The organism is Caulobacter vibrioides (assembly GCF_002858865.1).
GTDB lineage: Bacteria > Pseudomonadota > Alphaproteobacteria > Caulobacterales > Caulobacteraceae > Caulobacter > Caulobacter vibrioides.
Genome location: NZ_PJRR01000015.1, coordinates 54,543 through 78,785 on the forward strand (window position 1 = coordinate 54,543; position 24,243 = coordinate 78,785).

A 24,243-nucleotide genomic window follows, 5' to 3' on the forward strand; every position below is an offset into this window, starting at 1 on the left:
AGGTCGGGTTAAAACACCATCACCCCTTCATCCGGCGCCTCAGAAAAAAGCCGCTCCAGGTCCTTGGGCCGCCGATCCCGCGCCAGGGCTTGGTTGATATAGCCCTTGTCGGTCAGCTCGCCGCTGGCCGCGTCGGGCGCGCCGTCCAGGATCAGGGCGCGGGCGATGCGGCCGCCACCGCCCTTGGCCGCCGCGTTCATCCGCGAAAGACCCTCGACGATCGCCGCGCGCACCGCCTCGGGGCTCCCGAGACGCTCGACCGCCTTGGCGTCGAGGAACAGCATCAGGCCCACGCCCTCCTGCCCCTCGCCGCAGACCACCGCATCGGAGACCACGCCGCCGATCGCCGACACCGCCGCCACCCGCAGGGCCCCGGCCGCGACGAAGGTGCCGCTGGCCAGCTTGAAGTTCTCGACGAGGCGCCCGTCGAACACCAGCCCCGCGGCGGGATCCTCCGGATCGGCCAGCCGCGCCGCGTCGCCCAGGCGGTAAAAACCGTCCTCGTCGAAAGCCTGGGCCGTGGCCTCGGGCTGGTCGAGATAGCCGGGCGAGACCTGCGGCCCCTTCACGCGGATCTCGAACTTGCCGCCCTCGCCCGCAGGCACCAGCTTCACTGCGGTGCCGGGCGTGGGCAGGCCAACCATACCCGAGCGCGCGTTCAGCCAGTGGATGTTACAAGCGGTCGGGCCGGTCTCGGTCGCGCCATAGCCGGCGGCGAAGGTGATGCGTTCGCCCACCGTACGCACCGCGACAGCCTGGACGCGGTCGAGGATCGACTGGGCCATCGAGGCGCCGCCGTACTGCAACACGCGGACCTTCTCGAAGAACTTGGCGGCCAGGGCCTCGTCGCGCTCCAGCTCGCCGACGAACATCGCCCAGCCGGCCGGGACCATGTTGTGATAGGTCGTCGCCACCTCGGACAGGTTACGCACCGTCTCGCCAAAGCGCCCCGGCAAGGGTTGGCCGGCATCGATATAGAGCGTCCCGCCCCGGTGCAGCACCATGTGCAGGATGGCGTTGGCGCCGAGGCTGTGGCTCCAGGGCGCGGAATTGACCAACACCGGCGGGTCGGGGTCGGCATAGCAGGCCTCGATCTGGGCCGCGTTCAGCGCGATGTTGGCATGGGTGCAGACCACGGCTTTCGGCTTGCCGGTCGAGCCGGAGGTCAAGAGCAGCTTGGCCACATCGTCCGGCTGAGCGACAGGCGCCAGCGGCGGGCTCTTCAGCAAAGCCTCGAAGGCGACGTCGCCGGGTCGCGCATTTCGGCTGACCACCACCGGCAGTCCGGCCAGGAACGGCGCGGCCAGGGCGTCGCCGAACGCTTCGGCGTCGTCGGCGTAGACGGCGGCGGGCTTCAGCCGTTCGACGGCGTGCTGCAGCCGGGTGAGATCCGCGCCCTTCAGCCCGTACTGCGGCGACACCGGCGCGGCCGGGGCGCCCAGGCTCATGGCGGCGTAGGCGATCAGGGCGTGATCGACGCCGTTGCGGGCCAGGATCAGCATCGGCTGGCTTCGGCGCAGACCCAGACCTTGCAGTCCGCCCGCCAGGGCTTCGACCTGCGTCTTGGCGTCCGCATAGGTGACCGTCCGCCAGCCTTCGCCGGCACGCTCGGCCAGCCAGACCCGGTCCGGCGCCTGCGCGGCCCAGCGGGCCAACGGCGCGGTCGTGGTCCGCACCGCGTCCGAATAGGGCATGGGATTGCGCAGGATCAGCGTCTGCCCCTGTCGCTCGACCTCCAGCGCGCGGGGCGCGTAGCGAGCGTCACGGAAGGGGGCTGTGTCGAGGGTCGATCCGTCCATGACCTGTTATGTCGCGGGTCATACGGCTGTTCAATCCATGCGGCGCGATGACGGCCCTCCGGCGTCTTGGCCCGCTGATAAGCCCATCCCCCTCGTGTCATCCGGGCGGCGTCGCCGACCCGGGACCCAGGGGGTGTCAAAGCGCTGCGCCTGCCGCCCCTGGGTCCCGGCTCTACGCTGCGCTACGGCCGGGATGACACGGGTTGCAACACAGCGTGTCACCCAAGCTCCCTTCCTCCGAGGGATAGAAACTCCCCCCTCTCGACATTTTTCAGCGCCCGCTGTCGAATCCGTCCGAACCGGCGCGTCTCTGGGGTCGAGGCGCTGCGATGATCGCGCGTCAAAGGGAGAAGACCATGCAATACGCCCTGCTGCTGTACGAGAACGAAGCGGTCTACGCCGAAGAGGGCGCCATGAGCCTGGAGGCGATCATCGCGGCCCATAACGCCTTCGCCGCCGACCTGGCCCAGCAGGGCGTGCTGCGCGGCGGCCAGGGCCTGAAGTCGTCGGACACCGCCACCACCCTGCGCAAGTCACGCGGCGCCGAGACCCTGCATGACGGCCCCTATGCCGAGGCGCGTGAACAGTTGGGCGGCTTCTACGTGATCGATGTCCCGGACCTCGACGCAGCCCTGGCCATCGCCAAGCGTATCCCCTTCGCCGGCGACGGCGCGGTCGAGGTGCGCCCCATTATCGACGAAGATTGAGCCCTCTCGATCAAACGGCGCGGCGGGACGGCGGCAGGATCGTCGCCGCCCTGGCCGCCGCCTTCCGCGACCTGGACCTGGCCGAAGAGGCCTATGCCGAGGCCTGCGCGCGGGCGGCGGCGGTATGGCCCGCCGCGCCGCCTCTGGATCCGGCGGCCTGGCTTTACGCCACCGCGCGACGCTGCGCGCTGGATATGATCCGTAGACGGAATGTTCGGTGTCGAAGCGCTCCTGAACCGCCCGCGCCGCAGCCCTCGGCTGAGGATGCGCTGACCTCCGACGACCGGCTCATCCCGGACGAGCGGCTGCGCCTGATCTTTGTCTGCTGCCACCCCGCCGTCGCGCCGGAGTCCCGCGCGGCCCTGACCTTGCGCCTGGTCTGCGGTCTGTCGGTCGCCGAGATCGCCCGCGCCTTTCTGGTCGCTGAACCGGCCATGTTCCAGCGCCTCACCCGCGCCAAGAAGAAGATCGCGGAGGCGGGCGTGTCGTTCGAGGTTCCCGGCCCGGAGGCCTGGCCCGAACGGATGGCGGCGGTGCTTTCGACGCTGGAGGTCGCCTACGCTCGCGCGCACGAGGACGCCGCGGGCTCGGGCCCGCACGCCGGCTACGCCCGCGAGATGCTGGACCTGACCGCCGTGCTGGCGGACCTGGCGCCGAGCGAGCCGGAAGCCCTCGCCTTCGCCGCCCTGGTGCGGTTCGCCGAGGCGCGGCGGCCGGCCCGGCTGGACGTGGACGGCGCCATGGTCCCTCTGGCCGACCAGGACCCGAAGCGCTGGAACCGCGCGCTGATCGCTGACGGGGACGCGCTGCTACGCCGCGCCGCGCAGCTGAACCGTCCAGGACCGCGTCAACTGAGGGCCGCGTTGCACGGGGCCTGGGCGCTGCGGCGATCCCTCGCCGAACCGCCGCCTTGGGAGACGCTGCTGGCGCTGTACGATCTGCTTCTGGACGCGGGGTATGACCCCTTCGTCCGCCTCAACCGCGCCGTCGTTCTGGCGGAGGTCGCAGGGCCGGCGGCGGCCCTGGCCGAGGTCGAGGCGCTGGACGCGGGGCGGCTGGACGCGTTCCAGCCGTATCATGCGGTCAAGGCCGACCTGCTGGCGCGGCTGGGACGCGTTGAGGAGGCGTCAAACGCCTATGACCGGGCGCTGGAGATGGCGCCGGGCGAAGCGGAGCGGCGTTGGTTGATCCGGAGGCGGAGCTTTATGGCAAGCGCCGACTAGCGCCCCCTCCGTCACGCCGTCTATCGACGGCGCGCCACCTCCCCCGCAAGCGGGGCAGGAGGGCGGTCGTGTCTTCCTCACCCGTGAAACGGGGGAGGTGGCGCGATGCGGATACGCAGCGCGACGGAGGGGGCGTCCCCTACCCCGCCAGCGTTTCCAGGAACCGCACCGGCTCGCCCTTGCCTTCGGCGATGATCTCGTCGTCGCGCATCACCACGATGCCGCGCACGATCGTCGCCACCGGCCAGGCCTTGGCCTCGAAGCCGTCGAACGGCGTCCAGCCCGAGCGGGTGGCCATCCAGTCGTGGGTGATGACCCGACGGGCCTTCATGTCGACGATGGTGAAATCGGCGTCGAAGCCCTCGGCGATACGACCCTTGTCGGCCAGGCCGAAGATGCGGTTCACGCCGTGGCTGGTCAGATCGACGAAGCGCTCCAGGGTGAGCTTGCCGTCGACGACGTGGGTCAGCATGATCGGCACCAGGGTCTGGACGCCCGGCATGCCCGAGGGCGAGGCCGGATAGGGACGGGCCTTTTCCTCGCGGGTGTGCGGCGCGTGGTCGGAGCCGATCACGTCGGCGACGCCGGTGTCGATCCCGCGCCAGATGCCGGCCACATGGTCGGCCTCGCGGATCGGCGGGTTCATCTGCGCAAAGCCCTTCAGGCGCTCATAGGCCTCGGGGGCGACCAGGGTCAGGTGCTGGGGCGTGACCTCGACGCTGGCGACGTCCTTGTTCTGGGCCAGGAAGTCGATCTCTTCCTTGGTGGTGACGTGCAGCACGTGGATGCGCTTGCCCAGGCCCTTGGCGATGCGGACCAGGCGGTGGGTCGACTGCAGGGCGGCCTGGGCGTCGCGCACCTCCGGGTGGCTGGTCCAGTCGCCGGGACGGGCCAGGCTGCGGCGCTCGGCCAGGCGGTATTCATCCTCGGAGTGGAAGGCGGCGCGGCGGTTGACGTGGCGCAGCACGTTCTCGACGCCCTCGTCGTCCTGGACGAGCAGAGAGCCGGTCGAGGCGCCCATGAACACCTTGATGCCGCAGCACCCCGGAAGCCGTTCCAGTTCGCCCAGGAAGGTCGCGTTCTCGTGGGTGCCGCCGACATAGAAGGCGTGGTCGGTGTGCATCCGGTTCTTGGCCCGCGAGAGCTTGTCGGCCAAGGCGTCCGGGTCGGTGGTGGTCGGCTCGGTGTTGGGCATCTCGAAGACGGCCGTGACACCGCCCAGGGCCGCGCCGCGCGAACCGCTCTCGAGATCTTCCTTCCACTCCAGACCCGGTTCGCGGAAGTGCACCTGGCTGTCGATGACGCCGGGCAGCACGGTCAGGCCAGTGGCGTCGAACACCTCGCCGGCGCTGGCCTGAGAGAGGTCGCCGACCGCAACGATCTTGCCGCCGCGCACGCCGATGTCGGTGAAGTCCCGGCCGGCGTGGTTCACCACCTCGCCGCCACGCACGATCAGGTCGAAGGTCTGGGTCATCGGACGGCTCCTCGGAGGGGTTCAAGGCATCTAGGGCCGACCTGTTCGAGAGGCAACCGTTTCGTGACGGCCGACGCGTCTCAGGGCCCGGAGGGCGCCGGACGCGTCAGGTCGAAGGCGACGCGGAACAGCCGGTTAGGGCGCGAGAGCTCGTAGGTGAACTGGCCGTCGGTGAGCCCCAACGCCCAAACATTGGTGTTCGAGACCGTCCGGTTCAGCCGCGTGAACAGGGCCTTGGACTCCTCATCGACCGGGAAGCGCTGCAAGTCCGCTGACCCCGGCGCGACGGTGTCGCCGCCATAGCGCGACAGCTCATCCTCGACGCCGTCGGGGTGTCGATGGTCGTGCTTGAGGCGCAGGCGGCCGTCGTCGAGACGGGTGATGATCCAGGTCCGCGAGCGATCCTCGCCGACCCGGAACGGGATGCGGATCTGCCGCGCGTCACAGTGCGCCACGGTCATCACCAGCTCGGCCTTGCGGAACGCCTCGTCGGCCGCATCGCCGGCGGCGACCTGACCCACGAAGGTCTTGCCGCACAGCGCGCTCAGGCGCTCGAAGAACTGCTCACCCGGCGCCCCGGCGAAGGCTGCGCCCGGCGCCAGGACGATCAGCGCACAAAGAGCGACGACGGCCTTCATCGGGCTTTCCTCGGCCGCGCTGCGCGGCGTTGGGTCTTGAGCGGCTCAACCGCGTCCTCGATCGGGCGCTTTGCCTCGCCCTCATCGGCAGGGTCGCTGAGCGCGTCGGTGGGCGCCGCCTCGATCGGGTCGACGGTGGTCTGGGCCATGACCTCAGGCTCGGCTGGGGGCGTCGATCCGACGATTTCGGCTTCCGAAACGGCATCGGACACAATCGGCGGGACGGTCCCAGACACCTTGGCCAGCAGATCCTTGGCGGCCTTGAACACCGTAGTCACCGGAAGATCGCTCATGTGGCGGATCGCCTGGGAGAGCTCGGGATCGATGGTCAGGAACTGATCGAACGACCTTGGCCCGCGCACCGCCACAGCGTGCTCGCCCCACGGCGCATAGCGGCGCTCGTCGGAGGGACCGAACAGCCCGACCGTCGGCGTGCCGGCGGCGGCGGCGATGTGCATCAGGCCCGAGTCGTTGCCGATGAACAGGCTGGCGCGCTTCAGGCAGGCATAGGCGGTGAGCAGATCCACCTTGCCGGTCAGGTCGATGGTGCGCCCGCGCGCCGAGGCCATGCGCAGTTCCTCGACCATGCGGGTGTCTTCCGGACCGCCCAGGATCAGCAGCCGGCCGCCGGCTATCGGGCCGTCCTTGTCCAGCAGCTGGGCGGCGGTCTGGGTGAAGCGCTCGATCGGCCAGACCTTGCCGATCCAGTTGGCCGCCGGGCCCACGGCCAGGATCGGTCCGGTCTCGCCGCCCTCGGTCAGGCCCAGCAGTTCGTCCGCCAGGGCCTGCACCTCGGGCGTGATGTAGAGATAAGGCGGCGGCGGATCGCCCTCGAGCTTCAGCGTGCGGGCCGCGTCCACCACCTTGTGGACGACCTCGCCCGGGATCTTCTTCCAGATGGCGCGCTTGTCACGACGCAGGAACAGCGCCGTGGCCGAACCGCGGAGATCGACGATCAGGCTCCACTTCTTGTGGCGCACCTGGCGCCAGAGCTTGAACCAGTGGCCCTTGCCCTTGGCCTTCTCCATCACGATCACCCGGTCCAGACCGGGGACATGGGCGAAGAGCGGCGCGGCCAGCGGGCCGGCGACGATGGTGAAGCGCGCGTTGGGGATCTGGTCGGCCAGCATCTTGATCAGGCCGGACGACAGCACCGCGTCACCGATACGCGTCGCCGTGATGAAAAGGATCGGAAAGGCCCTCTGTGTCATCGGTACACCTATAGGCCGGTCGGTGAGTCGGCGCACCCCACGTTAACACTTGAGTTACCTCAAGGACTGGCGTCGCCCGCGACACGGCGCCACATGTGCCCTCATGACCGCACCTTGCCTCGCCCGCCTCGCCTCCCGCGCCGTCATCGCCGTGTCCGGCCCGGACTGGCGAAGCTTCCTGCAGGGCCTGCTGACCCAGGACGTCGCGACCCTGGCCGTCGGCGAGCTGCGCTTTGCGGGCCTGCTGACCCCGCAGGGCAAGCTGCTCTATGACCTGTTCGTCGCCGGAACCCAGGACGGCGCCCTGCTGGACGTGGCGGCGGCGCACCGCGAGGCCATCCTGACGCGCCTTTCGATGTACCGCTTGCGAGCCAAGGTGGAGCTGGTCGCCAGCGATCGTCCGGTGATCGCGGTGTTTGGCGGCGCGACGTCGGGCGAGGGCCTGTACGCCGATCCTCGCCTGCCGGCCCTGGGCGCCCGCGCCTATGACGACCGGGCGACCAACGCCGACGAAGACGTCTATGAAGCTCATCGCCTGGCCCTGGGCGTTCCCGGCCCCACCGACTGGGGCAGCGAGGCGACCTATCCGATCGAGGCCAATTTCGACCTCCTGGCGGGGATCGACTTCAAGAAGGGCTGCTTTGTCGGCCAGGAGACCACCAGCCGCATGAAGCGGCGCGGCACGATCAAGAACCGCATGCTGCCGATCACCTTCGACGGCCCGCCGCCCCCCTTCGGCGCCGAGGTGCTGGCCGGCGAGCTGCGCGCCGGTGAGGTGCTGAGCGGCCGCGACGGCCAGGCCATGGCGCTGCTGCGCCTGGACCGGATCGACGGCGCGGCGCTGACCGTCGAAGGACGTCCGGTCCGCGTCGAGCGACCGGACTGGGTGGCCTGAGACCTACGGTTGCGGGCGTCCCCATTTCGGGGCAGAGACTTGAGAACGATGGTCGCCGTAGTCCGCGACCGCGATCGCTTTAGGGGGCAATGGAAACATGAATCGTCGCAAAATTCTCGGCGCGGGCGCGCTGCTGGCCGTGACCGCCATGGCCGGACCGGTTCTGGCCGCCAGCGCCGATCGCTTCTCCGTCAAGGTTCGCGGCAAGGGCCCCGACGTCATCCTGATCCCCGGCCTGTCGTCGTCGCCGGAAATCTGGGAGTCGACCGCCCAGGCGCTGGAGGGCCGCTACCGCGTCCACCTCGTCCACGTCGCCGGGTTCGCAGGCGCGCCTACCGCCGGCAACGCAGACGGCAAGGTCGCCGCGGGCGTGGCTGAAGGCCTGGCGGGCTACATCCAGGCTAAGGGCCTGAAGTCGCCGGCTGTGATGGGCCACTCGATGGGCGGCACGATCGGCATGATGCTGGCCGCGCGCAGCCCCGGCCTGGTGGGCAAGCTGATGGTCGTCGACATGTTCCCGAACCTGGCGGTGGCCTATTTCGGGCCCGGCCAGTCGCCGGAGTCGGTCGCCCAGCGCGCCGCCGGCTTCCGCGCCCAGATCGCCGACGCGCCGGCCGAGGCCTTCAAGGCGATGCAGGAGCAGGTGATGGTCGGCATGGTCCGCACCGAGTCCGCGCGCGCCGCCATCGTCAAGCACTCGCTCGACAGCGACCGGCAGGTCGCCGGACGGGCCATGGAAGAGCTGCTGACCACCGACCTGACGCCCGAACTGGCCAAGATCACAGCGCCGACCACCGTGGTCTGGGCCTGGAACAGCAGCATGCCGGCGCCGGCGGCGATGTTCAGCGGCTGGTATCAGGGCGCCTATGGCCCGCTGAAGGGCGCCAAGGTGGTGCGTATCGACGACGCCGCCCACTTCATCATGATCGATCAGCCGGCCAAGTTCATGGCCGAGGTCGAGAGCTTCCTGGCCAGCTGATCTAAAGCCGTTGCTAGAGCCCTTTAGCTTTAGATGGAATCATCTAAAGCTAAAGGGCTCTAAATGTTTGATTTTAGAGCCTGTTTATCTGGTTTAGATGGTTCCATCTAAACCAGACAGGCTCTAGCGGCAGCGGCCGTAGCGGTCCGGGGACGCCCCCGGGCCGCCGCGCCAACCGGGCGGGTTCTCCCAGTTCGTGCCGGAACCCCCGCCCGGACCGGGCGGGTTGCGGTCGTTGTCGAACCAGCACTTGCCGGCCTGGTTCCACCAGCCAAAGCCCGGGTGATAGTAGCCGTAGACGTGGTTGTAATAGTAGCCGTCGCGATAGCGGAACTCGACCCGCTGGCCGTTCCAGCGATAGTAGCGGCGATCGGGCGAGACGCCCGGTCCGCCCCGCCAGCCCGGCGGATTCTCCCAGTTGGTTCCGGGACCACCGCGAGGCCCCGGCGGGTTGTGGTCGCGATCCCTGTGCAGGGCCAGGGCCGGCGTCGTGGCCAGGGCGGTCGTCGCCAAGGCCAGCATGGCGAAGGTCTTCAGGCGCTTCATCGGCGCGTTTTCCTCGTCTCTAACGTCCCTCGCCAGACTCCACGCGCAAGATCCGGAAATCCGTCGCCTCAAGCCTTATGTTCCTGAAAAGTTCTAGGCAGCCTGCGAAGTTTCTGCCAGCTTCGCCGCATGAACGACATCGCCCGCTGCACCTGGAAAGGCATGAACGGAGACCCGTTCTACGAGGCCTATCACGACACCGAGTGGGGCGTGCCCGAGTGGGACAGCCGCGCGCTCTGGGAAAAGCTTGTCTTGGACGGTTTCCAGGCGGGCCTTTCCTGGATCACCATCCTGCGCAAGCGCGAAGCCTTCCGCGCCGCCTTCGCCAATTTCGATCCCGAGAAGGTCGCCCGCTTCGATGAGGCCGATCGCGCCCGGCTGATGGCGGACGCCGGCATCATCCGCTCGAACGGCAAGATCGACGCCACCATCGCCGGCGCGCGCCTCTATCTCGACATGCGCGAGCGGGGTGAGGACTTCGGCCAGTTCCTGTGGGACATGGTCGGCGGCGCACCGATCCAGAACCAGTGGGAGGCGGGCCAGGTCCCGGCCCAGACGCCCCTGGCGGTCGAGATGTCCAAGGCGCTGAAGGCCAAGGGCTTCAAGTTCTGCGGACCGGTGATCGTCTACGCCTTCATGCAGGCCACCGGGCTGGTCAACGACCACCTGGTCACCTGCTTCCGGCACGAGGACTGCAAGGCGCTAGGCCGCCACTAAGCCGCAGGGGCGGGTTCGCCCTGGGCATAGGCCGCCGATAGCTGCCTGTAGGCCTTGGAGCCGAAGGCCAGCAGGGTGACGATAAGCCCGACCACGCCGGCCAGGGTGAACACCAGCGCCATGCCCCGGTCCGGGCCTCGGCCGAACCAGTCGCCGATGGCGGCCGCGCCGGCGCCGTGGGTCATGAACGGGATGACGATGAACTGGGTCAGCGGCCCGATCAGGAACGCGGTCAGCGGTGAGGCGGCCTGCTCCACCGACTGGGCGAAGCCGAACACCCGGCCCTGGCGCTCGAACGGCACCACCTTCTGCAAGGTGGTCTGCTCGGCGGCCTCGGCGTAGGGCCCCAGCAGCATCCAGACAAAACAGCCCATCGCCAGCATCACGATCGACGACTTCAGCGGGAAGACGCAGCACACCGCCCAAGAGATCAGATTGACCAGCAGCAGGGTGCGCAAGGGGTTCTTCCCCAGCCCTGTCTTGCTGATCGCCAGGCCGCTGATGATGAAGGCCACCGACAGGAAGCCGAATAGCAGACCCCAGGCCTGCACCGACACCATCGACAGGCCATAGGCGTCCAGCAGGGCCATGAAGATGCCGCCTAGGAAGTTGTTGAAGGTCGCAAACAGGATCAGGGCGAAGAGACCGGGCACGGCGGCCACGACCTTGATCGTGCCGGCCAGGTCGATCCGCCGGGGCGCGACCGGCGCGCCATGTTCCGCCTCGACGCGCGGCTCATCGACGGGAACGGTCAGCAGGTGGACCAGGGCGGCGACCGTAAAGCCCAGAGCGAAGGTGAGGGCGGCGAGCATGCCGCCCCAGGCCACCAGGAAGCCGCTGATCACCGAGGTGGTCAGGAAGCCGACACCGCTGACCATGCCGACCAGGCCATTGGCCTTGTCGCGGCGATCCTCGGGGATCAGCAGCGTCACGAGCGTGGGCAGGGCTATGGTGCGGATATTGCCGGCGATGACGCCCAGCATCGAAAGTCCGATCAGCGCCCAGAGCCACGGCCGCGCGACATCGGCGATGGCGCCCTTGGGCGCCAGCAGCAGCACGGCCAGGGCCAGGGCGTACAGCAGCAGCGACGCGAGGCTCGACCCTGCCATGGCCAGCTTTTTGCGATGGTGGTCGACGAGGCTGCCGAACCAGATGCCGCAGGCCGCCGTCAGCACCAGATAGACGCCCGCGATCATGCCCGTCGCGAACACCGACTTGGTCTCCAGATAGACATAGAAGGTCAGGGCGAACCAGATCGTGAAGTTGGTGATGTTCGCGACCAGATTGTTGACCAGCAGGTGATGGAACGGGGTCACGAAGCGCGTCTCCACGGCGAGGCCCGGACCCTGCCAGTCGCCGGCGCCGGAGGCAACGAGCGCTAGTCTTGTGACGCCAGTTGGCTGACCCGCACCCAGTCCACCTCCATCGTCGCCGGCAGCGCGGCCTCGTCGATCCCCTTGGCGTTGACGCTCTCGGGCCAGCGGCCACCGAAGGCCAGGTTGATGATCAGGTGGAAGGGCTGGTCGAACGGCGCGGCGCTCGCCGGCTGGTCGTCCCGCTTCCAGTCTTGCGGCTTGGCGCGGGCGTACTCCCGGCCATCCAGGAACCAGACGATCGCCTCGGGCGACCATTCGACCGCATAGACATGGAAGCCGTCGGGCGAGGCCGGCAGGGGCGTGCTGGCGCTGACCTGCTTGTGGGCGCCGGTCGCGTCGCCCGCGAAGTGGATCGTGCCGAACACGCGGTTCTCGCGCCCGTCCGCGCAGGCCTCGCCCACCGGCGGGCAAGGCGCGCCCAGATTGACGGTTTCCAGAATGTCGATTTCGCCGGACCTTGGCCAACCGCCATAGGTCGACAGCTCGGGCATCATCCAGATCGCCGGCCAGACGCCCTGCCCGCCCGGAACCCGCGCCCGCGCCTCGACGCGGCCATAGCGCCAGCTGAACTTGCCCTGGGTGACGATCTTGCCCGAGGCGTAGTCGCCGGTCTTCAGCGGCCCCGTCGGTCCGGCCCAGGGATTGGCTACCCCCCACGTCTTGCGCTTGATCACTGTCAGGCGCAGCGCGCCGTCCTGGACCGACAGGGTCTCGGGACTGTCGGCGTAGCATTGCCGCTCGTCATTGCCACCGCCGCCGCAGTCGATTGCGGGCGTCCATTTGGTCTCGTCCAGCGCGGTCCCATTGAACTCGTCGGACCAGACGAGCTTCCAATCGTCCCGGGCATGGACGGGTCCGGCGGCCAGCAGGACCGAGCATACGGCAAGGACGGCGAGAGGGCGTGACATAGGAGAACCCTAACGGCATCAGCCGGACCGCTCCAGCCGCGCCCTTGCTGATTCCCATTGGCGCCGAACCGGCCTAAACAGCCGCCATGCCGCCCGGACCCGACATGACGCTGGAGCTGGCCTGCGGACAGGCCCCTGTCTGCGGGGTGGACGAGGCCGGGCGCGGCCCATGGGCCGGGCCGGTGAGCGCCGGCGCGGTGATCCTGGATCCCGACCGCATCCCCAAGGGCCTGAACGACTCCAAGAAGCTCTCGGCCAAGGCCCGCGCGGCCCTGGAGGAAGAGATCAAGGCCGTCGCCATTTCGTGGTGCGTGGGCCTGGCCTCCATTGAGGAGATCGCCCAGCTCAACATCCTGCACGCCGCAGGCCTGGCCATGCGGCGCGCGGTCGAGGGGCTGGCGGTGACGCCCGCCTTCGCTTTGGTCGACGGCAACTACGCCTTCAAGCTGCCCTGCCCGGTCAAGACGGTGATCAAGGGCGACTCGCTGTCGTGCTCGATCGCCGCGGCCTCGATCCTGGCCAAGGAGGCCCGCGACCGGATCATGATCGAGGCCGACGCGCTCTATCCTGGCTACGGCTTCGCCGGCCACAAGGGCTACCACGCGCCGATCCATGTGGAGGGGCTGCGGCGCCTGGGCCCCTCGCCGATCCATCGCCTGGGCTGGGCCCCGGTGAAGGCGGCTCTGGCGGCGGCGGCAGTGAACGGCGAGCTAGACCTTTGATCGTCTTCAGCTTTTGAGTCCGATAAGACTCAAAAGTGGCTGAAAGGCCGTGGTTAACGGCCCGCTAACCACGTCTCTCAACACCGGATTTACCAGGAAGACTCATGATTCCGCTCTCTTTCTTGAGGACGTGGGACCATGAAGTTCGGGCCGGAAACCATCATCCACGGCGACTGCATCGAGCAGATGAACGCCCTGCCCGAGAAGTCGGTCGACCTGATCTTCGCCGATCCGCCCTATAACCTGCAGTTGGGCGGGGACCTCCTGCGTCCCGACAATTCCAAGGTCGACGCGGTCGACGACCACTGGGACCAGTTCGAGAGCTTCGCCGCCTACGACAAGTTCACCCGCGAGTGGCTGAAGGCCGCCCGCCGCGTTCTGAAGGACGACGGCGCGATCTGGGTGATCGGCAGCTATCACAACATCTTCCGCGTCGGCGTGGCCGTGCAGGACCTGGGCTTCTGGATCCTCAACGACATCGTCTGGCGCAAGTCCAACCCGATGCCCAACTTCAAGGGCACCCGCTTCGCCAACGCTCACGAGACCCTGATCTGGGCCTCCAAGAGCCAGAACGCCAAGCGCTACACCTTCAATTACGACGCCCTGAAGATGGCCAATGACGAGGTGCAGATGCGCTCGGACTGGACCATCCCGCTGTGCACCGGCGAGGAGCGCATCAAGGGCGCCGACGGCCAGAAAGCCCACCCGACCCAGAAGCCCGAGGCCCTGCTCTACCGCGTCATCCTGTCGACGACGAAGCCGGGCGACGTGATCCTGGATCCGTTCTTCGGCGTCGGCACCACTGGCGCGGCCGCCAAGCGCCTGGGCCGCAAGTTCATCGGCATCGAGCGCGAGGCCGAATATCTCGAGCACGCCAAGGCCCGTATCGCCAAGGTCGTGCCGATCGCGCCGGAAGACCTTGAAGTGATGGGCTCCAAGCGCGCCGAGCCGCGCGTGCCGTTCGGCACCATCGTCGAGGCCGGCCTACTGTCGCCGGGCGACACGCTTTACTGCAGCAAGGGTACGCACGTGGCCAAGGTGCGCCCCGACGGCTCGATCACGGTCGGCGACCTGTCGGGTTCGATCCACAAGATCGGGGCTCTCGTTCAGAGCGCGCCGGCCTGCAACGGCTGGACCTACTGGCACTTCAAGACCGACGCGGGTCTGGCGCCGATTGATGTGCTGCGAGCGCAGGTGCGGGCGGGGATGAACTGAGGGCCCTGCGTCCTTCGAGGCTCGCCTACAGCTCGCACCTCAGGATGAGGACGGTGGATTGCTCGTGAATTCCTCATCCTGAGGCGCCCGCGACAGCGGGCCTCGAAGGACGCAGGGTCGTTCAGAGCAGCCGCTGCGCCGCCATAGCCGCCTTCAGGAACACGCTGGGCAAAGCCCCCAAGCCTTCGCGCGGCGTCCAGACGAAGTCGCCGTCATTGGCGCCGTCAGCCGCGAACACCCGCAAGGTCAGCGAGAAGTGCGTGAACACGTGCTCGACCGCGCCCAGGTCGCGCCAGGCGGCGGCGAGCGGCGCGGCGGCCACCGCCTCGGCGTCGTCATAGGACGCGGTGCGCCAGTCCGACGTCGGCAGCCCCAGCATCCCGCCCAGCAAGCCCTTCGGCGGACGGCGGACCAGAGCGACCTCATCACCGCGCGTCAGCACATAGGCCACGCCGTGCCTGCGCGGACGATCCGCCTTCCTGGTCTTCCTCGGATAGGTCTCGGGCGCGCCGCCCAGATAGGCCGCGCACCAGAGCGAGACCGGGCAGCGGTCGCACAGCGGGCCCTTCGGCTTACAGACGGTCGCGCCCAGATCCATCAGCGCCTGGGCCCAGTCGCCGGGGCGCTCGTCGGTGACGAGGTCGCCGGCCAGGGCCTTCAACTCGGGCTTGCTGTCGGGCATCGGCGCCTCCACAGCGAACAGCCGCGACATCACCCGCTCGACATTGCCGTCGACGACATTGGCGGCGCGGTCGAATGCGATCGCGGCCACGGCGGCGGCGGTGTAGGCCCCCACGCCCGGCAGAGCGCGCAGACCCTCTTCGGTGCCCGGAAAGACGCCGCCGTGATCGTTGGCCACCGCGCGCGCACAGGCCAAGAGGTTGCGGGCGCGGGCGTAGTAGCCAAGCCCCGCCCAGGCGGCCATCAGGTCGCCGTCCTCCACGGCCGCGAGGTCTAAGACCGTCGGCCAGCGCTGGGTGAAGCTCAGGAAATAGGGCGTGGCGTGGGGCACCGTGGTCTGCTGCAGCATCACCTCCGACAGCCAGACGCGGTAGGGATCGCTGCGCACGCCCGCACGGCGCTCAGTGGGTCCGACGCGCCAGGCCAGATCACGCGCCTGGGCGTCGTACCAGGCCAGCAGGGCCGAGCGGAGAGCGTCGCGGTCTTTCATGGCCCTTCGCCTACCGCGAACCGACGGCCCCATGCTAGTTTCCTCGCATGCGTCGCCCCCTGCCCACGCCGGAAGAAGCCATCGCGATCCTGCGCAGCAAGCGGACTAAGCCACAGCGCCGTCCGCCGCCGCCGGCCGGCAAGAACCTCGCGCCCCTGCTGAAGGACCTGGAAGACCGCTTCGGCAAGGGTCCCGCCGCGCTGCAGGCCCGCTGGAAGGAGATCGTCGGCGACACCCTGGCGCGGCGCACCGAGCCGGTCCGCATCATCAAGGGCCGCAACGGCGAAGGCGGGGCCCTGGAGTTGCGGGTCGACGGGCCGGTCGCGTCGCTGATCCAGCATCAGGCGCCGCAGATCACCGCCAGGCTCGATATGCTGCTGGGCAAGGGCGTGGTCACCCGCCTGCGGATCGTGCAGGGCCCGGTCAAGGCGCCCGCCGCCGCGCCGTCCACGCGCCTGCGCCGCAAGCCGCCGCTCGACGCGGCGCTGGAAAAGCAACTGGCCGACAGCCTGGCCGAACAGCCCGACGGCGCGCTCAAACAGGCCCTGCTGAAGCTGGGTCGCGGGGTCCTGTCTTCGGAGCGCTAGAGACGGGATCGGACCATTGACAAGGCGGGCCCGCTCACGCTCATGACGCTGGTCACGGTTGCGCCTTTTTCGCCGCCTAGAGCGTGACGCCGAAAGTGGGAACCGGTTTCGGTGCTATTCACGCTCTAACTCTATGATTTCGAGCCTTCTTATCGCTTCAAAACGATTCCGTTTTGAAGCGGAAGGCTCTAACGAGAATCGCGTTTAACTTCCCAATCGACCGCCAAGGGGCCCATTCATGCGTTCGCTGCTCAGCCGAGTCACCATCGTCGCCGCCCTCGCGGCCAGCCTCGCGGCCTGTTCGCCCAAGAGCGCCGAGGTCACGGCCGAGGACATGGTCCTGGGCGATCCGAACGCCAAGGTCACGGTCATCGAGTACGCCTCGGTCGCCTGCCCGCATTGCGCGACCTGGAACGCCGAAGTGTTCCCGGCCTTCAAGGCCAAGTACATCGACACCGGCAAGGTCAAGTACGTCCACCGCGACGCCCTGACCGGCGAGCCGCGCCTGGCCAACGCCGGCGCGATGCTGGCCCGCTGCGCCGGCAAGGATAAGTACTTCCAGGTCACCGAAGCCCTGTACCGCGCCCAGACCAACATCTTCACCAGCGGCGACATCCGCGGCGAGCTGCTGACCATCGCCCAGGCCGCCGGCATGAACGAAGCTCAGTTCAACAGCTGCCTCAGCGATGAGAACGCCGCCAAGTCGGCCGAGCGCATCGAGAAGATGATGACCGACAACAACATCCGCGGCACGCCGACCTTCGAGGTCAACGGCAAGCGCCTGGGCGGCGAAGAGGGCGGCGAGCAGACGCTGGCCCAGCTGGACGCCGCGATCGCGGAAGCTTCGAAGTAATGACCCTGGACCGGCGCATCCTGATCGCCAGCGGCCTCGCCCTCACGGCGGGGCCATCGGTCGCTCGCGCCCGGTCCTTGCCGCCCGCGCCCGGCGACATGGTGCTGGGCGCGGCCACCGCGCCCGTCCAGTTCGTGGTCTACGCCTCACCCAGCTGCGGTCACTGCGCCCACTGGTGGACCACCGAGCTGCCGGCGATCCGCAAGACGTTCATCGACACCGGCAAGGTGCGCCTCGTTTTCCGCGAGTTTCTGACGCCGCCCAACGAGTTCGCCGCCGCCGGCTTTCTGCTGGCCCGGCGCGTGCCCGGCAAGTATTTCGAGGTCCTCACGACCGTCTTCCAGAAGCGGGAGACCATCTTCGAGAGCGGCCGCCTGTGGGAAGGCCTGCAGGCGATCGCCCAGCAATACGGTCTGACCGAGGCCCAGTTCACCACGGCCATGAACGACACCAAGGCGCTGGACGGGGTCAACACCCGCTTCCGCCGCGCGATCGGCGAGGATCAGGTCGAGGTGACGCCCACCTTCTTCGTCAACGGCGCGCCCTATGAGGGCGAGGCCGACCTCGCCGCCCTGTCGAAGATCTTCGCCCTGGCGGCGAAGGGCTAGGGATCGGAAGGGACCGCCTCCGTGCAGTTCCAGCGCCTCCGCCTGTCGGGCTTCAAGTCCTTCGTCGAGCCGACGGAGTTCCGGATCGAGCCGGGGCTGACCGGCATTGTCGGCCCGAACGGCTGCGGCAAGTCCAACCTTTTGGAAGCCTTGCGCTGGGTGATGGGCGCCAACTCCGCCAAGGCCATGCGCGCCGGCGGCATGGACGACGTGATCTTCGCCGGCAGCGGCGCACGCCCCGCCCGCAACCACGCCGACGTCACCCTGACGATCGACAACGCCGACCGCACGGCGCCGGCCCAGTTCAACGACGACCCGATCCTGGAAGTGGTCCGTCGCATCGATCGGGGCGAGGGCTCCACCTACAGGATCAACGGCCGCGAGGTGCGGGCGCGCGACGTTCAGCTCCTGTTCGCTGACGCCTCAACGGGCGCCAACTCGCCGGCCCTGGTGCGCCAGGGCCAGATCAGCGAGCTGATCGGCGCCAAGCCGCAGAACCGCCGCCGGATCCTGGAAGAGGCGGCCGGGGTCTCAGGCCTGCATACCCGCCGCCACGAGGCCGAACTGCGCCTGCGCGCGGCCGAGACCAATCTCTCGCGTCTGGAGGACGTGGCCCGCGAGCTGGAGACCGCGCTGAACCGGCTTCGTCGCGAGGCAAGGCAGGCCGAGAAGTACAAGCGCCTGTCGTCCGAGATCCGGGCCGTGCAGGGCGCGGTGCTCTACGCCCGCTGGACCGAGGCCCGCGACCACCTGGAGCGCACCACCAGCGAGGCCACGGCCGCCGCGCGTCTGGTCGAGGAGACCGCCCGCGCCAGCGCCGCGGCCCAGGTGGCGATCACCGAGGCCGAAGCCGCCATGCCGCCGCTGCGCGAAGAGGCCACCATCGCCCAGGCGATCCTGGGCCAGCTGGCGATCCAGAAGGACCGCGCCGAGCGCGAGGCCGAGGCCGCCGCCGCCGAGTTCGAGCGCCTGTCCAACGACCTTTCCCGCATCGACGCCGACCGGGCCCGCGAGGCGCAAGCCAAGGACGACGCCGCCGCCGCCCTCGCGCGGATCGAGCCTGAGCTGGAGGAGGTCCGCGCCCTGGTCGCCGCCGCGCCCGAGCGCGGTCCAGAGCTGGCCGCCGCCGCCAAGGCGGCCGAAGAGGCCCGCGCCGCCGCCGAGGCCGCTGTCGAACAGCTGGCCGCCCGCGTCGCCGCCGAAGAAGCCCAAGGCCGCGCCGCCGCCGCGCGCCTGTCCGAGGCCGAAGCGCGCGCCAACCGCACCAACCGCGCGCTTGAGCAGGCCCGCGCCGAGCGCGCCGCTGTCGGCCCCGAGGTCGACCCGGCCGCCGCCGACGCCCGCCAGCGCTTCGCCAACGCCGAGGCCGCTCTGGCCGCCGCCCGCGCCGCCCTGGAAGAAGCCGAGACCGCGCGCGTGAAAGCGGCCGAACAGGAGGCCCAGGCCCGTCAGCTGGCCCGCAGCGTCGAGGACCAGCTGGGCCGCCTGCGCACCGAAGCGCGGGGTCTGGCGCAGCTGACCGCGCCGCGCAGCAAGAGCGGCCACGCCCCGGCGCTGGACAGCGTCTCGCCCGACAAGGGCTATGGCGCGGCCCTGGCTGCGGCCTTGGGCGATGATCTCGATGCGGCGCTCGATCCGAAGGCCCCCTCTTACTGGGGCGGCGCCGAGGCTCCTGCGCCGGTGTGGCCGGAAGGCGCCGAGCCCCTGGCGCCGCTGGTCAAGGCCCCGCCGGCCCTGGCCGCCCGCCTGTCGCACGTGGCCGTGGTCACCCGCGCCAACGGCGACTGGCTGCAAAAGGAGCTGAAGCCGGGCATGCGCCTGGTCTCGAAAGACGGCGACCTTTGGCGCTGGGACGGCTTCGTGGCCCGCGCCGACGCGCCCCGCCCCGCCGCCGTGCGGCTGGAGCAGCGCACGCGCCTGGCCGAGGTCGAGGCCGAGATCGACGTCATGGCGCCGCGCGCCGAAGCCACCACCATCGCCCTGAAGGCCGCCGCCGATCGCCTGCGCGCGGCCGAGGACCTGCTGCGCGACAAACGCCGGGGCCCGCCCGACGCCGAGCGCCTCTTGACCCAGGCGCGCGAGCAGGTCGCCAAGTTCGAGCGCGAACAGGCCCTGCGCGCCGCCCGCGCCCAGTCTCTGGACGACACCATCGGCCGCTTCGAGGCCGAGAAGGTCGAGGCCGACGCCGCCTTGGGTGAGGCCCGCGAGGCCCACGCCGCCGCCCAGACCTCGGGCGACCTGCAACCTCAGTTGGCCGAGGCGCGGCAGGCCGCCGCCCAGGCGCGCGAGGCCGCCGGCGCGGCGCGCACCGCCCTGGATGTCGAGACCCGCGAGCGCGCCGGCCGTCAGCGCCGCTTGGAGAGTCTCGAACGCGATCGCGCCGACTGGAGCAAGCGCGCCGAGGCCGCCGCAAAGCGGGCGGAGTCGTTGGAGGGCGATCGCGTCAAGGCCGCCGCTGCCCTGGAAGCCGCGCGCGAGGCGCCGGCCGCCCTGCAGGAAAAGCTGGTGGCGCTGCTCGACGAATTCGCCGCCGCCGAGGCGCGTCGGGCTAAGGCCAGCGACGCCCTGGAGACCGCCGAGACCACACGGCTGAACGCCGACCGCGCGGCGCGCGCCGCCGAGCAGGCCGCCGGCGAGGCGCGCGAGAAGCGCGCAGCCCTGGTTGCGCACCTGGACGGCGCCCGTCAGCGCTTCGCCGAGGTCGCCTCGGCCATCCGCGAACAGGCGCGCATGGAGCCCGAGGAACTGGGCCGCCATGTCGCCGGCGAGGCCGTGGCCGTGCCCAAGGACGCCGCCGGGGTCGAGGCCCACCTGTTCGCCCTGGAACGCGAGCGCGACGCCATCGGTCCGGTCAACTTGCGCGCCGAGGAGGAGGCCCAGGAATACGCCGGCCGCCTGGAGACCATGCGCAGCGAACGCGCTGACCTCTCGGGCGCGGTGACCAAGCTGCGGGCCGGGATCGAGGAGCTGAACGCCGAGGGACGCGAACGGCTCTTGGCCGCGTTCGACGTGATCAACGCCAACTTCCAGACCCTCTTCCAGGCCCTCTTCGGCGGCGGCCAGGCAGAGTTGAAGCTGATCGAGAGCGATGACCCTCTGGAAGCGGGGCTGGAGATCTTCGCCTGCCCGCCCGGCAAGCGCATGGCCAGCATGAGCCTGATGAGCGGCGGCGAGCAGGCCCTGACGGCCAGCGCCCTGATCTTCGGCGTGTTCCTGGCCAATCCGGCCCCGATCTGCGTGCTGGACGAAGTCGACGCGCCGCTCGATGACGCCAATGTCGACCGCTACTGCAACATGCTGGACGAGATGCGCCGCCGCACCCAGACGCGCTTCATCGCCATCACCCACAACCCGGTGACCATGAGCCGCATGGACCGGCTGTTCGGCGTGACCATGGCCGAGCGCGGCGTCAGCCAACTGGTCAGCGTGGACCTGAGCACGGCGGAGAAACTGGTGGCGGCTTAAAAATCCTCTCCCCGTGGGAGAGGTGTCGGCGCAGCCGACGGAGAGGGGAAAGACCGGGCCAGGACAACTTCCCCCTCCGGCCCTTCGGGCCACCTCCCCCGCTTGGGGGAGGATTTAGAACCCCAGCGCCATCCGCAGCGGATTGGCCGGATCGGCCAGCAGCTTCACGGCCATGGCGCACGAGATCACCACCAGCAGCGGCCGGATCAGCTTGGGTCCAAAGCGCATGGCCAGGCGCGAGCCGACCTGCGCCCCGATGAACGCGCCGGCGGCCATGACCAGGCCCACGGGCCAGACGACCGCGCCTTTCAGCGTGAACAGCACAAGGCTGCCCAGGTTGCTGGCGGCGTTGGCCAGCTTGGTGTGAGCGGTGGCCTTCAGCGCGCCGTAGCCCAGCAGGGTGACGATGGCGACCATGTAGAAGGCGCCGGCCCCGGGTCCGAAGATCCCGTCATAGAAGCCGATCAGGGGCGCGACGAAACAGGCGAACGGGATGAGGGCCATGCGCGGGGTGACGTCCTCGGCCTTGATGGCGCGTGAGAGGCCGAAATAGAGGGCGATGGCGATCAGCATCAGCGGCACGACGGCGCGCAGAAACTCGGGAGACAGAAGGCTGGCGCACAGGGCGCCGCCAAGGCCCGCCAGGGCCGATGCGCCGGCGACGGGCAGGGCCGTCCTCCAGTCGATCAGGCCGCGCCTGGCGAAGGCGCTGGTCGAGGACAGGGAGCTGATCGCACCCTGCAGCTTGTTGGTGCCCAGGGCCTGAACGGGCGACAGCCCGGCCAGCAGCAGCGCGGGCAAGGTGACCAGCCCGCCGCCGCCCGCAATGGCGTCCAGCGCCCCCGCCAGAGCGGCGACGACGAAGAGGCTGGCCAGGATGTCCAGTGAGACCATGAAGGGCTCATGATCCCGTTCGGCCACGGGCGCAAAGAAAAAGGCTGCGGTGATGCTCAGAGTGGGCGCAGGCCCGGCTGGAAATCCTCGTCCTTCGACAAGCTCAGGATGAGGATTTTGCGCCAACCGAGGCTGGCAATCGTCCTCACCCTGAGCTTGTCGAAGGGCGAGGACGGCGCCAGCGACGGCATCACGATCAAGGGCCACGGGCGCAAAGAAAAAGGGGCCCCAAAAGGACCCCTTGTCGTCTTTAGCCCAGCAGGCTGGCCCACTGGTGGGCGCGGGAGGCCTTGCTGTTGGCCGGCTTGCCCAGGGCGCGCAGTTCGTCACGCTCCTTGGCCTTCTCTTCCTTGCGCATGCGCTGCTCGGCGGCTTCGATGGCCTTGCGCTCCTTACGCTCGGCGCGCTTGACGGCCATCTGCTCTTCCTGGCGAGCCAGGGCTTCGAGGCGGGCCTTTTCCTTGGCTTCGGCGCGGGCGGCGCGGACAGCCTCAAGTTCGGCGGCGCGTTGCTCTTCGCGCTTGTCGAAATCGGGATCCTGGACCGTCGGCTTGGCCTTGAACTTGGCCAACATGGCCTTCTTGGCTTCCTGTTGGGCGGAAATACGATCGGCGAATCCGGTGTTCTTCAGGTGCGACATGAATCTTCGTGTTGTTTGGAGGCGGCGGCTCTTAAGCCCAGATTGACGGAAAAATCAATGCGTCATCGGACTCCGACGCCCCGTGCCTATGGGGGGCGACGCATAAAGAGCACACAGCACCTGGGGCCTCAGACCCGGATTTGTTAGGGCGGGGCGATCAAACAGCGCTGCGCTCCCCCAAAACGTGGGTCGGGCGGGGGTGCGCGACGGCAACAGGCGGGCCTTCGAGCATACGATCAGGGGACGGTTTTGCCCCTCAATGGGCTCAGCGCCGAAATCCTTAAGTAATACCGTCACTTGTCGCGAAAATCGCTCACCTTGACGCACCGCAGCGAGCTCTATAGGTTCCGCGCCGATCAAGCCGGCCGGAAAAGCGCCTCGTTTTGGCGCGTCCTCGGCGTTTTCGGACCTGCCGCTTCCCATGCCCAAGGCCGACGAACCGAACGACAAGGCTATCGAAAGCCTGGACGCTCGGCTCGCCGCATTTGAGGCGAAGAAGGCGGCGGAGAAGCCCTCCAAGGCGACGTCCGAAAAGGCCACGCAGGACGGCTACCGTCTGCTGGCGGACTTGATCGGGGGCGTACTGGTGGGGGTCGGCTTCGGCTGGCTGCTCGATCACTACGCCCACACGAGCCCCTGGGGCATGATCGGCGGCCTGCTGATCGGTCTGGGGCTCGCGATTTTCTCCATCGTCCGCAAGGCGATGAAACTGAGCGCGCAGGCGTCGGCGCCGTCCCCCACCGGGAACGCCGACGAAGACACGGGAGGCGGGTCTACCGCCCCCAAGCAGAAGAGAGACTAGGGCCGATGGCCGATCCGATGCACCAGTTCCAGATCCAGAAGATCGTGGAACTGCCCACCGTGACCGTTCCTGGCCTCGGCGCCATCGACCTGTCGATCACGAACTCCGTGGCCGCCATGATGTCGGCCGCGCTGCTGATCATCGGCTTCTACGCCCTGTCGGCGAAGAAGGCCGTGGTCCCGGGCCGCCTGCAGTCCGTCGGCGAGATGCTCTACGGACTGGTCGATGGACTTGCAGAGTCGATCATCGGCCACGACGGCAAGAAGTTCCTGCCCTTCATCTTCACGCTCTTCGCGTTCGTGCTGTTCATGAACGTCCAGGGCATGTTCCTGGTGTTCACCGCCACCTCGCAGCTGGCCGTGACCCTGACGCTGGGCCTGATGGTCATCCTGACCGTGGTCGCCGTCGGCTTCGCCAAGAACGGCCTCAAGTTCTTCAAGCTGTTCGCCCCGTCGGGCGTGCCGTGGCCGCTGTATTTCCTGCTCGTGCCGATCGAGATCCTGTCGTTCCTGATCCGCCCGATCACCCTTGGCCTGCGTCTGTTCGGCAACATGCTGGGCGGTCACGTGGTGCTGAAGATCTTCGCCGGTTTCGTGGTCGCCCTGGGCGGTCTCGGCGTGCTGGGCTGGGCCGGTGCGGCCCTGGCCCTGACCTCGGTCGTCGCCCTGACGGCCCTCGAGTTCATGGTGGCCTTCCTGCAGGCCTTCGTGTTCGCGGTGCTTGCCTGCGTCTACATCAACGACGTCGTGCACCTCGACAGCCACTGATCAACCTTTAGTCTTTCAACCTACATACCCTTCCTAAGGAGTCTCA

The 24,243-nt window shown here is 68.9% G+C and carries 23 protein-coding genes and 2 pseudogenes; 13 read left to right on the forward strand and 12 right to left on the reverse strand.

Going from position 1 to position 24,243, the window contains the following annotated elements; all coding sequences use genetic code 11:
- Nucleotides 1-8 precede the first annotated feature (8 nt).
- Nucleotides 9-1,799, reverse strand: a complete 1,791-nt coding sequence (locus CVUC_RS11610) for a feruloyl-CoA synthase (RefSeq protein WP_096032342.1) — start codon at nt 1,797-1,799, stop codon at nt 9-11.
- A gap of 356 nt (nt 1,800-2,155) precedes the next feature.
- Between CVUC_RS11610 and CVUC_RS11615 the strand changes: the two genes are divergently transcribed.
- Both CVUC_RS11615 and CVUC_RS11620 read left to right on the forward strand, forming a co-directional pair.
- On the forward strand, nt 2,156-2,506 hold the full coding sequence (locus CVUC_RS11615; protein ID WP_024265538.1) for a YciI family protein: 351 nt from the start codon (nt 2,156-2,158) through the stop codon (nt 2,504-2,506).
- Nucleotides 2,503-3,729, forward strand: a complete 1,227-nt coding sequence (locus CVUC_RS11620) for an RNA polymerase sigma factor (RefSeq protein WP_096032341.1) — start codon at nt 2,503-2,505, stop codon at nt 3,727-3,729. Before CVUC_RS11615 ends, CVUC_RS11620 begins: the two co-directional genes overlap by 4 nt.
- 20 nt (nt 3,730-3,749) lie before the next feature.
- On the opposite strand, the pseudogene CVUC_RS11625 reads toward CVUC_RS11620, so the two are convergent.
- The 4 genes and pseudogenes from CVUC_RS11625 to CVUC_RS11640 all read right to left on the reverse strand — a co-directional run.
- Nucleotides 3,750-3,864 (reverse strand): annotated as a pseudogene (locus tag CVUC_RS11625) (hypothetical protein); the annotation flags it as partial.
- Nucleotides 3,865-3,868: 4 nt separating this feature from the next.
- Entirely contained in the window at nt 3,869-5,203 is a 1,335-nt protein-coding gene (locus CVUC_RS11630; RefSeq protein WP_096032340.1) for a dihydroorotase, read from the reverse strand.
- Nucleotides 5,204-5,283: 80 nt separating this feature from the next.
- A complete protein-coding gene (locus CVUC_RS11635) occupies nt 5,284-5,841 on the reverse strand; it encodes a hypothetical protein (RefSeq protein WP_096032339.1) in 558 nt (185 codons plus the stop codon).
- The gene (locus CVUC_RS11640) at nt 5,838-7,052 is read right to left on the reverse strand and encodes a glycosyltransferase family 9 protein (protein WP_096032338.1); all 1,215 of its coding nucleotides are present in this window, start codon (nt 7,050-7,052) and stop codon (nt 5,838-5,840) included. Before CVUC_RS11640 ends, CVUC_RS11635 begins: the two co-directional genes overlap by 4 nt.
- A gap of 103 nt (nt 7,053-7,155) precedes the next feature.
- On the opposite strand from CVUC_RS11640, the gene CVUC_RS11645 reads away from it, so the two are divergent.
- Together CVUC_RS11645 and CVUC_RS11650 are read left to right on the forward strand one after the other, a co-directional pair.
- Nucleotides 7,156-7,947 carry a YgfZ/GcvT domain-containing protein gene (locus CVUC_RS11645; RefSeq protein WP_096032337.1) on the forward strand — a complete coding sequence of 264 codons (792 nt, stop codon included), beginning with the start codon at nt 7,156-7,158 and terminating at the stop codon, nt 7,945-7,947.
- Nucleotides 7,948-8,044: 97 nt separating this feature from the next.
- Nucleotides 8,045-8,926 (forward strand): alpha/beta fold hydrolase, encoded by an 882-nt coding sequence (locus CVUC_RS11650; protein ID WP_096032336.1) that lies wholly within the window; start codon nt 8,045-8,047, stop codon nt 8,924-8,926.
- Between the two features lie 123 nt (nt 8,927-9,049).
- Here the strand turns inward: CVUC_RS11650 and CVUC_RS11655 are convergent, their stop codons facing one another.
- Nucleotides 9,050-9,472, reverse strand: coding sequence for a hypothetical protein (locus CVUC_RS11655; protein WP_164468048.1), 423 nt, complete (start codon nt 9,470-9,472; stop codon nt 9,050-9,052).
- A 129-nt stretch (nt 9,473-9,601) separates the two neighbouring features.
- Here CVUC_RS11655 and CVUC_RS11660 point away from each other — a divergent pair, with 129 nt between their 5' ends.
- Nucleotides 9,602-10,189, forward strand: coding sequence for a DNA-3-methyladenine glycosylase I (locus CVUC_RS11660; protein WP_096032334.1), 588 nt, complete (start codon nt 9,602-9,604; stop codon nt 10,187-10,189).
- Here CVUC_RS11660 and CVUC_RS11665 read toward each other — a convergent pair.
- Nucleotides 10,186-11,520: an MFS transporter gene (locus CVUC_RS11665; protein WP_096032333.1), complete on the reverse strand. Its 1,335-nt coding sequence runs from the start codon at nt 11,518-11,520 to the stop codon at nt 10,186-10,188. The two genes, CVUC_RS11660 and CVUC_RS11665, sit on opposite strands and share 4 nt — an antisense overlap.
- A 47-nt stretch (nt 11,521-11,567) precedes the next feature.
- Nucleotides 11,568-12,473 (reverse strand): glycoside hydrolase family 16 protein, encoded by a 906-nt coding sequence (locus tag CVUC_RS11670; protein ID WP_096032332.1) that lies wholly within the window; start codon nt 12,471-12,473, stop codon nt 11,568-11,570.
- A gap of 86 nt (nt 12,474-12,559) precedes the next feature.
- On the opposite strand from CVUC_RS11670, the gene CVUC_RS11675 reads away from it, so the two are divergent.
- Entirely contained in the window at nt 12,560-13,195 is a 636-nt protein-coding gene (locus CVUC_RS11675; protein ID WP_096032331.1) for a ribonuclease HII, read from the forward strand.
- 138 nt (nt 13,196-13,333) lie between these two features.
- On the forward strand, nt 13,334-14,410 hold the full coding sequence (gene ccrM / locus CVUC_RS11680) for an adenine-specific DNA-methyltransferase CcrM (RefSeq protein ID WP_096032330.1): 1,077 nt from the start codon (nt 13,334-13,336) through the stop codon (nt 14,408-14,410).
- 121 nt (nt 14,411-14,531) lie between these two features.
- Here the strand turns inward: ccrM and mutY are convergent, their stop codons facing one another.
- Nucleotides 14,532-15,581 (reverse strand): A/G-specific adenine glycosylase, encoded by a 1,050-nt coding sequence (gene mutY / locus CVUC_RS11685; protein ID WP_096032329.1) that lies wholly within the window; start codon nt 15,579-15,581, stop codon nt 14,532-14,534.
- A gap of 47 nt (nt 15,582-15,628) precedes the next feature.
- Between mutY and CVUC_RS11690 the strand changes: the two genes are divergently transcribed.
- The 4 genes from CVUC_RS11690 to smc all read left to right on the forward strand — a co-directional run bounded on the left by CVUC_RS11690 (nt 15,629) and on the right by smc (nt 21,094).
- Entirely contained in the window at nt 15,629-16,168 is a 540-nt protein-coding gene (locus CVUC_RS11690; RefSeq protein ID WP_010918264.1) for a DUF721 domain-containing protein, read from the forward strand.
- A 238-nt stretch (nt 16,169-16,406) separates the two neighbouring features.
- On the forward strand, nt 16,407-17,021 hold the full coding sequence (locus tag CVUC_RS11695) for a DsbA family protein (protein ID WP_010918263.1): 615 nt from the start codon (nt 16,407-16,409) through the stop codon (nt 17,019-17,021).
- Complete coding sequence (locus CVUC_RS11700) at nt 17,021-17,629, forward strand: thioredoxin domain-containing protein (protein ID WP_010918262.1); 609 nt, start codon at nt 17,021-17,023, stop codon at nt 17,627-17,629. Before CVUC_RS11695 ends, CVUC_RS11700 begins: the two co-directional genes overlap by 1 nt.
- Nucleotides 17,630-17,650: 21 nt before the next feature.
- Entirely contained in the window at nt 17,651-21,094 is a 3,444-nt protein-coding gene (smc, locus tag CVUC_RS11705) for a chromosome segregation protein SMC (protein WP_096032328.1), read from the forward strand.
- Between the two features lie 114 nt (nt 21,095-21,208).
- Here the strand turns inward: smc and CVUC_RS11710 are convergent, their stop codons facing one another.
- From CVUC_RS11710 to CVUC_RS11715, 3 genes and pseudogenes are all read right to left on the reverse strand, one after another.
- On the reverse strand, nt 21,209-21,988 hold the full coding sequence (locus CVUC_RS11710; RefSeq protein WP_096032327.1) for a TSUP family transporter: 780 nt from the start codon (nt 21,986-21,988) through the stop codon (nt 21,209-21,211).
- A 45-nt stretch (nt 21,989-22,033) separates the two neighbouring features.
- A pseudogene (locus CVUC_RS20445) lies at nt 22,034-22,195 on the reverse strand (hypothetical protein); the annotation flags it as partial.
- Between the two features lie 43 nt (nt 22,196-22,238).
- Nucleotides 22,239-22,628 (reverse strand): DUF6481 family protein, encoded by a 390-nt coding sequence (locus CVUC_RS11715; RefSeq protein WP_010918259.1) that lies wholly within the window; start codon nt 22,626-22,628, stop codon nt 22,239-22,241.
- Nucleotides 22,629-23,049: 421 nt separating this feature from the next.
- Between CVUC_RS11715 and CVUC_RS11725 the strand changes: the two genes are divergently transcribed.
- Nucleotides 23,050-23,430, forward strand: a complete 381-nt coding sequence (locus tag CVUC_RS11725) for an AtpZ/AtpI family protein (RefSeq protein WP_096032325.1) — start codon at nt 23,050-23,052, stop codon at nt 23,428-23,430.
- Between the two features lie 5 nt (nt 23,431-23,435).
- Nucleotides 23,436-24,197, forward strand: coding sequence for a F0F1 ATP synthase subunit A (locus CVUC_RS11730; protein WP_010918256.1), 762 nt, complete (start codon nt 23,436-23,438; stop codon nt 24,195-24,197).
- Nucleotides 24,198-24,243: the final 46 nt, after the last annotated feature.

Coding starts and splice junctions, on each gene's coding strand:
- CVUC_RS11610 (WP_096032342.1), bottom strand. CDS start 1,799: ATGGACGGATCGACCCTCGACACAGCCCCCTTCCGTGACGCTCGCTAC.
- CVUC_RS11615 (WP_024265538.1), top strand. CDS start 2,156: ATGCAATACGCCCTGCTGCTGTACGAGAACGAAGCGGTCTACGCCGAA.
- CVUC_RS11630 (WP_096032340.1), bottom strand. CDS start 5,203: ATGACCCAGACCTTCGACCTGATCGTGCGTGGCGGCGAGGTGGTGAAC.
- CVUC_RS11635 (WP_096032339.1), bottom strand. CDS start 5,841: ATGAAGGCCGTCGTCGCTCTTTGTGCGCTGATCGTCCTGGCGCCGGGC.
- CVUC_RS11640 (WP_096032338.1), bottom strand. CDS start 7,052: ATGACACAGAGGGCCTTTCCGATCCTTTTCATCACGGCGACGCGTATC.
- CVUC_RS11645 (WP_096032337.1), top strand. CDS start 7,156: ATGACCGCACCTTGCCTCGCCCGCCTCGCCTCCCGCGCCGTCATCGCC.
- CVUC_RS11650 (WP_096032336.1), top strand. CDS start 8,045: ATGAATCGTCGCAAAATTCTCGGCGCGGGCGCGCTGCTGGCCGTGACC.
- CVUC_RS11655 (WP_164468048.1), bottom strand. CDS start 9,472: ATGAAGCGCCTGAAGACCTTCGCCATGCTGGCCTTGGCGACGACCGCC.
- CVUC_RS11660 (WP_096032334.1), top strand. CDS start 9,602: ATGAACGACATCGCCCGCTGCACCTGGAAAGGCATGAACGGAGACCCG.
- CVUC_RS11670 (WP_096032332.1), bottom strand. CDS start 12,473: ATGTCACGCCCTCTCGCCGTCCTTGCCGTATGCTCGGTCCTGCTGGCC.
- CVUC_RS11675 (WP_096032331.1), top strand. CDS start 12,560: ATGCCGCCCGGACCCGACATGACGCTGGAGCTGGCCTGCGGACAGGCC.
- ccrM (WP_096032330.1), top strand. CDS start 13,334: ATGAAGTTCGGGCCGGAAACCATCATCCACGGCGACTGCATCGAGCAG.
- mutY (WP_096032329.1), bottom strand. CDS start 15,581: ATGAAAGACCGCGACGCTCTCCGCTCGGCCCTGCTGGCCTGGTACGAC.
- CVUC_RS11690 (WP_010918264.1), top strand. CDS start 15,629: ATGCGTCGCCCCCTGCCCACGCCGGAAGAAGCCATCGCGATCCTGCGC.
- CVUC_RS11695 (WP_010918263.1), top strand. CDS start 16,407: ATGCGTTCGCTGCTCAGCCGAGTCACCATCGTCGCCGCCCTCGCGGCC.
- CVUC_RS11700 (WP_010918262.1), top strand. CDS start 17,021: ATGACCCTGGACCGGCGCATCCTGATCGCCAGCGGCCTCGCCCTCACG.
- CVUC_RS11710 (WP_096032327.1), bottom strand. CDS start 21,988: ATGGTCTCACTGGACATCCTGGCCAGCCTCTTCGTCGTCGCCGCTCTG.
- CVUC_RS11715 (WP_010918259.1), bottom strand. CDS start 22,628: ATGTCGCACCTGAAGAACACCGGATTCGCCGATCGTATTTCCGCCCAA.
- CVUC_RS11725 (WP_096032325.1), top strand. CDS start 23,050: ATGCCCAAGGCCGACGAACCGAACGACAAGGCTATCGAAAGCCTGGAC.
- CVUC_RS11730 (WP_010918256.1), top strand. CDS start 23,436: ATGGCCGATCCGATGCACCAGTTCCAGATCCAGAAGATCGTGGAACTG.